Source organism: Scytonema sp. UIC 10036 (assembly GCF_009725235.1).
Window position 1 is genome coordinate 1 of sequence record NZ_WJFC01000336.1, and the last position, 9,068, is coordinate 9,068.

The window sequence follows — 9,068 nt, forward strand, 5'->3', positions numbered from 1 at the left end:
GGGTTAGGGTGGGGTAAAAAAATATTTCATACATCAATCATGACTTTTCAAGCATCCTCTCACATAAATCTTTGTATTCTGTGTAATTTAATACATTTTTTTACAAGTAACCTGTGTAATATTGCTTTACTTTTACCCAGAGATATACTTACAGCTTAGACATTTCCAGAAACTAATTGTGTATCTTCATACAATCTTTGTAGAGACTTGTATGGCCAGCCTCTACATTCTTACGTGGAGATATTTAATGAGTACAATCTAAATTTTCTGCTTGCAATTGCTCTTGTGCTATCTGTATTAATTGGCGAGCCTTTTCTAACTTAGTTTCATCTTTAATCTTCTGGCCAAACTTCTGTGAATAAACAGATTCGAGGTAATGTAGGTAAGCTTGGAGATACTGAATGCGTAAGCGTGGGTTTTTATCTTGAAGGAAGAGAATATCAGATTCCACCATGTAACGGATAACAAACATGGGGATGGGGCTTTGAAATGGATGGAATTTTGGATTGTGTGCTCCTGTTCCTTGAGTATGTTTGTGAAATTCCCCAATCATCAGCCCTAATTCCACAAAAAAAGGCTTCAGTATTTGGTGGTTGCTATCAATGATTTCAGTGGCATCGTCAGGATCGACATCAGGCAGAACGATTAACAGTGCTTTTTTTAAGGCGGCTACCCCCTCACGTGGTTCTGTCTCAAGAAAAATATCTCGGTAGCGTAAAACATTGTCTATTAATTCCTGCCGTTCCAAATTTTTAATCCTGAGAACTGCTAGAGACATGCTGTTAGATCTGATTGAGTGAGGCACAAACGGGCAGACAGGACCTGGTCTACCTAAATCGGGATGAGAACGCCCTACAAAATTTTCAACCCACTCCATAGTTTTAATTAAGTAGGGAAGGTCTTGTTCAAGCTGGTTGAGATCGGTAGGTGTATAAAGTTGCATTGTGATTATTTGGTGAGATGTTGTTCCAATGAAAATTTTTAACTTATGTAGAACGGAGTTATTAACGGTCAAACAGCGAAAGTCGCCTTCATTTCTTCTAAGAAAGTGGCTTTTAGCTATATGGCAGATCTGAGGCAATAGATATAATTGCCAATTGATCTGGAACTCTAGGCAGTTACACCCGACCTTCAAGCGGAAGCGATATATGTATTTTTCAAGTGTTTGTATACGTGACTTTGTCAGAGCTTTCTAAAGTTGAGTAACCAAACACTTCTTCATAAAAATATTTTCTTTAACGAAATTGCCTCACTGACTCATGTAATTCTACCTAATAAATAGGTTTACCAAAAAAATTGTAAAGTTCAAACTGATAATACCTAGTAGAATTATAAATTTTTAATGTAGAAATGGAAATCTCTATTTTCAGCATTTTTTTATCACTCTAATTATATAGATTGCGTAGAAAAAATATGAGTTTTGTTAATATCTCATAAAGGCATTTTGATTATATAAAATACTGAATATCTTTTTTATAAAAATTCTATGAAAGTTCAGAAATATTTTATAAAAACATTATAAATCAACTTGTTAATCTCTGTGTTTACACAAAAAATATAATTTTATTGGAATCAAAATATATTCGAACGAGATTCTATTAAATTTCAAATCAATTTATTATAAGTATAAAAACGTACTACTTAAACCAATAACGTACTTAAACTGTCTTTGAAGACAGCGCAACTACAAACTCAGTAGGTTCACGGACTAAAAAATCAGTGATTTTAGAACGACAAGAGAGTAATTGTCTTCCTGTAAATGTTGGGTTTCGTTCCTCAACCTGTAAATGTTGGGTTTCGTTCCTCAACCCAACCTACGTGTTTTCGTATTTTTACGTTTAACCGACAAGTATTGGTATTTGTCTTTCCTTCTACCCTCTAGTGTCTGGTTTCTACTTCTTGACTTATCATCAGTTTTATGCATACGCTTCTTAAAGAAAAACTTAATAAGAAAAAAATTTATTTAAAATAATGTCAATTAATTTGATGTAAAAAAGTTGTCAAAATCATCAGAAAAGAAGGATGATTTTGAGTAGCTCAAAAAATAACAACAGTCAATTAGCTGCAAAGCTTACTTGGATCGTTTTTAGAGGAAGGCTGAAGCACAACAAACTAAGTAAGAGCAATTGCAAGGCAGCTGGTGTGGACTGAAAGAGAGAACAACTAAGCGAGAACGTTGAATTATATGAATATCAGCAGTGCAATGACCGCAGCGCAGGTACTGGGCCAGAAATTACCATTCCCACTCAAGCCTTTGGCAGAATTAGCTTATAACTATTGGTGGAGTTGGACGAGCGATCGCATTGCGATCTTCCAAACCATCGATCCCCAAGAATGGGAACGGTGCGGTCACAATCCAGTAGCAATTTTAGAGACAGCATCATACGAACGTCTTACCCAGTTAGCAGAAGACCCCTTTTACCTCAAGCAGATTGGGGCGCTCTCAAAAGAGTTTGATGAGTACATAACTAGAAAAGATACTTGGGTGAGTCGGGTAGCACCGCAAATTTCAAGAGAAAATCCCATTGCCTACTTCTGCGCCGAATTTGGTATTCATGAATCCTTACCTGTCTATTCTGGCGGTTTGGGAATTCTCGCAGGGGATCACCTCAAATCAGCATCAGATTTGGGTGTTCCAATGGTTGGGGTTGGCTTGCTGTATCGCCAAGGTTACTTCCGACAAAGGCTAAATCGGAATGGGTGGCAAGAAGACTATTATGTAGATAATCCCTTCCATCGCATGCCCTTGGAGTTAATCAGAAACGAGCAAGGGGAACCAATTACTATTGATGTAGACATTCGCCATCGCCGGGTGAAATTGCAAATTTGGCAAGTGCAAGTGGGAAGAGTCAGTCTTTTCTTACTGGATAGCGATCGCCACGACAACGATCCCATAGACAGATGGCTTACCGGGCATTTATACGGTGGTAACCAAGAAACCCGTATTGCTCAAGAAGTGGTTTTAGGAATTGGAGGCGTCAAAGCGCTAACAGCTTTAGGCATTCAGCCTTCCGTCCATCACCTCAACGAAGGACACGCCGCCTTCTGTACTTTAGAATTTGCCCGTCAGGAAATGGAACGCACGGGGAAATCATTCTACGACGTAGAAGCCGATGTACGTTCTCGTTGCGTCTTCACAACCCACACACCCGTTCCCGCCGGTCACGATGTATTCTCACCTGACTTAATCGATTCCTTCTTTGCCCAATACTGGCCCAAGTTGCGCCTTTCTCGCGAGCAATTTTTGGCTTTAGGTGCAAGAAGATTGGGCGATCCCTGGGAACCCTTTGGCATGACTGTACTCGCATTAAGAATGTGCCGTACAGCCAACGGTGTGAGCAAATTGCACGGTCAAGTTTCCCGCAAGATGTGGACGATTTTATATCCCGATCGGGCTGAGGACAAAGTTCCCATCGGTTACATTACCAATGGAGTCCACGCTCCCACTTGGACTGCGCCCTTACTTGCAGAGTTGTACTCGCAATATTTAGGAGCAGATTGGAAGACTCGTGCGATCGATCCCAAAACATGGGAGAAAGTTGACGAAATCCCTGATGAAGAACTGTGGTGGCGACATAGAGTTTTGAAAGAGCGGCTCATTGCCTACACGCGTTACAGAATTAAGAAAGCTCGCGAACTGCGTGGTGAAGACTACGACAAAATTCAAGCAGCCGAAACCCTACTCGATCCTAACGTGCTGACAATTGGATTTGCCAGACGCTTCAGCCCTTACAAACGAGGTCACTTGCTGTTGCGCGACGCTCAAAGGGCAATTAGGATTTTTGGCAACGCCCAACGTCCAGTGCAAATTATTTTTGCAGGAAAAGCTCACCCAGCAGATGAAGAAGGCAAACGCATTATTCAGCGTTTGATGGAATGGTGTCGAGATTCAGCAATTCAACATCGAGTTGCCTTTATAGAAGACTACGACATTTACGTTGGTCAAAAACTAGTGCAAGGCGTTGATGTTTGGTTGAACAATCCCCGCCGCCCCTTAGAAGCATCAGGTACAAGCGGACAAAAAGTTTGCTTTAACGGAGGTATTAATTGCAGCGTACTAGATGGTTGGTGGTGTGAAGGGTACATAGCAGATGCAAATGGTAAAGGTATAAATGGGTGGGCAATTGGTGAGGACGCTCACACCAGCAATCAGGATTTGCAAGATAGTATAGACTCAGAGTCGCTTTATAAGCTTCTGGAAGAGGAAATAGTACCTCTATACTACGACCAAGACAGCAACGGTATTCCTCACCGTTGGGTGCAAATGATGAAAGCATCAATTAAGACAAATGGACCCCTGTTTAACACGGATAGGATGATTGCTGACTACGTATCACAGGTCTACGTTCCAGAGATTGCGACAAGTTTCCAACCAATTTTGGCGAAAGTTCTGCTTTAAGAAAGAAATTCACGCTTTCCTGGTTCAGTATCAGGGCAGGTATAATACCTGCCCTTTTCTTATACCTGTAATCTCGTTCCCAGGCGGAGCCTGGGAATGCCTGATTGGGAGGCTCCGCCTCCAGTGTCACCTCGTTCTCAGGCGGAGCCTGGGAATGCCTGATTGGGAGGCTCCGCCTCCAGTGTCACCTCGTTCTCGTCAAGGTGCTCTTATCAGACCTTCAGGAGGAGTGCCAATGGTGGTGAAAGGGGTGCGTCGCGAAGTGCAAGCCGTACCGGGCTTATCGCAAACTCCAAAAGCCTTGGAAACTGCTACCTCTATCTAACTCAGCTCACTGAATTACAGATTGTTGTAAGGATGCGGCGGTCTTGCTCCCCTACTGATGTAATTCATTTACCTAAAAAATGCTGTATTTTATTATTTTAAAACTTACTTACCGTTAGAACCAATTTGTGATGAAATAGTCACTTTTCTCTCCAAAAAAGTAAATACTACTTGTATCATTTCATTTTGAAGAGCATTCCAGGCTAGGATAAACTTTTCTAATAGTTTTAGTATAATCAAGAACTTATTTAGACGAAACCCTTAACTGCCGATCGCCTTTGGGAAAAACTTTTTGGTTTACTGATTTTAATTTACTAGTACAGCACGGCATAAATAAAGCAACCATTCATAACAAACAAAAAGCTTACATTCAAAGCTTTTGCGCCTTCTGCTATCTGCCTCCGAACTTCTGCCTTCATGTACTAGTACAATTATTTAAACCTAAAATCTAAAATCCAAAATGAATCTCAGCAACCAAACAGCTATCAAATTTCGTAACGTCACGTTTAGTCGCAACAACCGCCCTTTGGTATCCAACTTGAATTTTACTATAAATTATGGAGAAGCACTGATATTATTGAGACGTAGCGGTAATTGGTTTAATGTATGGAGGTGAATTAGTAGTATTGGGTACGCAGGAGGAATTTATGCAATCGCAGCATCCAGAAAGTCTTGCATTTCTACAATGTCTCAAGCCAAAATTATTATGAATTTCAGTGATTTTTTTCTAATTAAATATGCTCCAGAAATTCTCCAGCATTCTGGCGAGCATTTATTTTTGGTAATTATTTCTATTACTATTGCAACAATTATTGGCATTCCTTTAGGGATTGTGATTACTCGAAATAAAAGCTTACAAAAACCTGTTTTAGGTATAGCCAATATTCTGCAAACTATTCCTAGTTTGGCTTTATTTGGTTTATTAATTCCGATTCCAGTTATTGGTGGTATTGGTGCAACTCCGACGATTGTGGCTTTAACTTTATATTCGTTATTACCTGTAATTCGCAATACTTATACAGGTATTATTACCGTAGATGCAGCGATTATCGAAGCTGGTAGGGGGATGGGAATGACGGATAAACAATTATTATTGCAAGTAGAAATTCCTTTAGCATTGGGAGTTATTTTAGCAGGGGTAAGGGTGGCAATGGTAATTGCCATTGGGATTGCAACTATTGGTGCTGCAATTGGTGCTGGTGGATTGGGTGTGTTTATTTTTCGGGGAATTGCAGTGGTAAACAATCAATTAATTTTAGCTGGTGCTGTTCCTGCGGCAGCTATGGCTTTGCTAGCTGATTTGGGGATAGGGTGGTTGGAAAAGCGGTTAGGAGTTAGGAGTTACGAATGAGAAGATTTTTGGTATTTTTGGTTTTAGGGTTGGTTTTGATTTTGGCTATTGCTAGTTGTAATTTGACCAGTAGTGGTGGAGGTGGAAGTGATATTGTTGTTGCATCTAAGGATTTTACGGAGCAGGATATTTTGGGGGAATTGTTAGCGCAGCAGATTGAAGCGACGACTAAGTTAAAGGTGGAAAGAAAACCTCGGTTGGGGGGTTTGTTTGTTTGCCATAATGCGATTGTTGCGGGTAAAGTAGATGCTTATATTGACTATACTGGTACTGTCTATACGGCAGTATTAAAGCAGAAGTCTATTAGTAGTGCTAGGGAGGTTTTTGATAAGTTAAAAGCAGCTTACGCGCAGCAGTTTAAGTTGGAAGTTATGCCTCCTTTGGGTTATGAAAGTACTTTTGCAATGACTATTCGCGGTGAAGATGCAAAAAAATATAATCTGAAAACCCTTTCGGATGCTGCTAAGTATACTCCTCAATGGCGGGGTGGTTTTGGGTACGAATTTGTTGAACGTCCAGATGGTTTAGCAGGGTTGGCTAAAACTTATAATTTACGTTTTCGAGAGCCGCCTAAGTTAATGAGCTTGGATTTAATTTATCGGGCTTTAACTCAAGGTTTGGTTGATATAGTAGCAGGAAGTTCAACTGATGGGCAAATTGCTCGTTTGGGTTTAGTTGTATTGAAAGATAATTTGGGCTATTTTCCTCCCTATGAAGCTGTACCAATTGTACGTCAAGAAACTTTACAAAAATATCCAGAATTAAAAGCAGCAATCTCTCAACTTATAGGAAAAATTACTGCTGGGGAAATACAAAAATTAAATAGTCTAGTGGAGGGTGAGTTGCGCGATGTCAAGGAAGTGGTACGAGAGTTTCGCAAATATCATGGGTTGTAAAGGTAGTTAAATAACCTTTTTTTACTTGGAAACCCAAAAGAGTTATGATGTTTAGTTCATATTCGCCAACACAATCTTTGAGTCGGAGGAGGAAGCTCCACTAACCATCCCTGAATATTCCCCGTTATAGTTGGTAAATTCAGATGCTGCTCTCCGAATATTAGATAGACGAATTTGCCAATCAGAAACCTCCGCGTAGCTCAGGTGATGAGTATTGGAAGTAGTTGTCCATACCGCTAATTTAAATCTAGAGAAATCTGGGTAAATGAAGTTTGTATACATTTACGAGGTTTTCTAGACTTAGACACAGCAACGGTTACCGTATCATTTCCCCTTGGACTTACACCAAGCTCGAATAGCTCCAGTTGAACTGGATTGAGTAAAAGTCCATCCCTACCTATAGAATAAGTAGAGTGACGATTGCTCGTAACCACTCGTGTCCTGTTAAGACGGGCATTAAAATATTGATGTCTCGGAATCAACTTAAGACTCTTTGACAACTTACTCCATTGAGACCAAACGTGCTTTCCTTGCGGATAGGCGGACTTGGAATGAAGTAGAGAATTAAGTAAATGATGTTGTTTTGGAAGCCTTTCTGAAAATCTCCTACCACGACGAGCAATAACGAATGCTGCTGATGACGCTGAATTCATGCCATACATAGACATAAATTTGAGCATCCCAATTTTGCTACTAAAGGCAGGATTTACTTTCTTATGATAAATCCCGTATTTTGAGCAAGCCGCGTCCAAAGCTTCATTCCATTGGGAATAACCAAATGATGAAAGCATTCTGGCAGATTTTTTTCCTTTCTCCTTAAGTTGTCTCTTTTTTCCAGAAAAATCTAATTTCTCAGATGCAACTGGAAAATTGTATTTTTTAGCTTTGAGTGCAATAAATGTGGCAGCATCTCTCAGGATAGCTTCCCTCTGATTAGAGCTAGTGGAATGTAAATCTAATTTGTAGTCGCCATATTCTAATAAATTACCTTGGGCATCGCACACTGCCCATCCAACGGAATCTGCATTTAAGTCAACGCCAACATAACCAGATAGATATTCAGATGTGATTTCTGGAAGATTAATATCCGTAGTAGCGGCAACGTACCAACAATTATCTTTCCAATAGAATCGGAGGGTGACAGCACTACAACCAATTACCCATTTTTCAGTTCCGTCCTTAGTTTTTACCTTGTAGCAACGAGCTGAGATAGATTCGACTATTTCGTGGAAGCCATATTTGAAGTTCAACCCATCAATCCGAATGTAATCACCACCCAGTCTTTCTTCTAGCGCATAGGGAGTGCGGATAGAGAGAACAAAGCTATCCGTTTCTTCAAGATAATCAAATTGCGCCAATTGGTTGCCTGATGACTCATCTTTGCTACCTACTAATACAAAGCTGTTGGCAATATCTGGTAGCGTGTACTTTATTGATGTGGACTTCAAATGAGCCAATTGTGATTGGAGTAGGTTTAATCGTCGTTTCTTTTGATGTAAACCAAATTTCGCGTCTTGAAGTTGCGTTGTTTGACGCTGCTTGGCGTAAATACTACAAGCTTTTTTGATTCTGGTTTTACTAGTTTTAAATCCTTTTTTTGCCGGATTTTTCTGATTGGTTAATTTCTTTTCTTGCTTGGCGAAATCTTTAATTTGCTTCTCGCGCTTTTTGATATCAGATTTTATGGACTTAAGCTGACCTTCTAAAACTTTAATGCGAGCGAGCCTGTTTTTATTGACATTGGTGACAATTCCTTGCACCTCAGTGTATATAGAATTGCTATATCGTTTATTTATATTGAATTTAGCTTGTAATTCCTTATTGCAATCAAGTTTACTTTTTCCCGTCAGAATCATGGACAGACAATGATGTCGGGCAGAATCCATTAAATTGGAGATAGTAAATAATTCTCCCCAATGCCAAAAGTTTATTTGGTCTGTATAGGTTTTGGTTGATTCTGCCACACTAACATCCTCTTTGTGTGCGTCTATAAATCCTACCACAGATCTAGGGAGATTTGCCAAGGTCAACACCAGATTTTTTTAAATATCTTGCAAAGATATCTCGTGCAGTTCTTTCATGAGTTTGAGATTTTTTC

The 9,068-nt window shown here is 39.8% G+C and carries 6 protein-coding genes and 1 pseudogene; 5 read left to right on the top strand and 2 right to left on the bottom strand.

Features of this window, described 5'->3' with window-relative positions:
* Window positions 1-244: 244 nt before the first annotated feature.
* The gene (locus F7734_RS59325) at window positions 245-943 is read right to left on the bottom strand and encodes a DUF6875 domain-containing protein (protein WP_155753521.1); all 699 of its coding nucleotides are present in this window, start codon (window positions 941-943) and stop codon (window positions 245-247) included.
* Between the two features lie 1,242 nt (window positions 944-2,185).
* Between F7734_RS59325 and glgP the strand changes: the two genes are divergently transcribed.
* The 5 genes and pseudogenes from glgP to F7734_RS59345 all read left to right on the top strand — a co-directional run bounded on the left by glgP (window position 2,186) and on the right by F7734_RS59345 (window position 6,970).
* A complete protein-coding gene (glgP, locus tag F7734_RS59330) occupies window positions 2,186-4,399 on the top strand; it encodes an alpha-glucan family phosphorylase (protein ID WP_155753522.1) in 2,214 nt (737 codons plus the stop codon).
* Window positions 4,400-4,553: 154 nt separating this feature from the next.
* A complete protein-coding gene (locus F7734_RS59335; protein WP_155753523.1) occupies window positions 4,554-4,724 on the top strand; it encodes a hypothetical protein in 171 nt (56 codons plus the stop codon).
* 459 nt (window positions 4,725-5,183) lie between these two features.
* Window positions 5,184-5,318, top strand: a pseudogene (locus F7734_RS64960) (ABC transporter ATP-binding protein); the annotation flags it as partial.
* 111 nt (window positions 5,319-5,429) lie between these two features.
* Window positions 5,430-6,074, top strand: coding sequence for an ABC transporter permease (locus F7734_RS59340; RefSeq protein ID WP_155753526.1), 645 nt, complete (start codon window positions 5,430-5,432; stop codon window positions 6,072-6,074).
* Window positions 6,071-6,970, top strand: coding sequence for a glycine betaine ABC transporter substrate-binding protein (locus F7734_RS59345; protein WP_155753524.1), 900 nt, complete (start codon window positions 6,071-6,073; stop codon window positions 6,968-6,970). Before F7734_RS59340 ends, F7734_RS59345 begins: the two co-directional genes overlap by 4 nt.
* Before the next feature lie 236 nt (window positions 6,971-7,206).
* On the opposite strand, the gene F7734_RS59350 is transcribed toward F7734_RS59345, so the two are convergent.
* A complete protein-coding gene (locus F7734_RS59350; RefSeq protein ID WP_155753525.1) occupies window positions 7,207-8,934 on the bottom strand; it encodes a hypothetical protein in 1,728 nt (575 codons plus the stop codon).
* Window positions 8,935-9,068 lie beyond the last annotated feature (134 nt).

What these genes read in the sequence shown, in the direction of transcription:
- glgP (WP_155753522.1), top strand. Translation starts at nt 2,186, where the DNA reads ATGAATATCAGCAGTGCAATGACCGCAGCGCAGGTACTGGGCCAGAAA.
- F7734_RS59325 (WP_155753521.1), bottom strand. Translation starts at nt 943, where the DNA reads ATGCAACTTTATACACCTACCGATCTCAACCAGCTTGAACAAGACCTT.
- F7734_RS59335 (WP_155753523.1), top strand. Translation starts at nt 4,554, where the DNA reads ATGCCTGATTGGGAGGCTCCGCCTCCAGTGTCACCTCGTTCTCGTCAA.
- F7734_RS59345 (WP_155753524.1), top strand. Translation starts at nt 6,071, where the DNA reads ATGAGAAGATTTTTGGTATTTTTGGTTTTAGGGTTGGTTTTGATTTTG.
- F7734_RS59340 (WP_155753526.1), top strand. Translation starts at nt 5,430, where the DNA reads ATGAATTTCAGTGATTTTTTTCTAATTAAATATGCTCCAGAAATTCTC.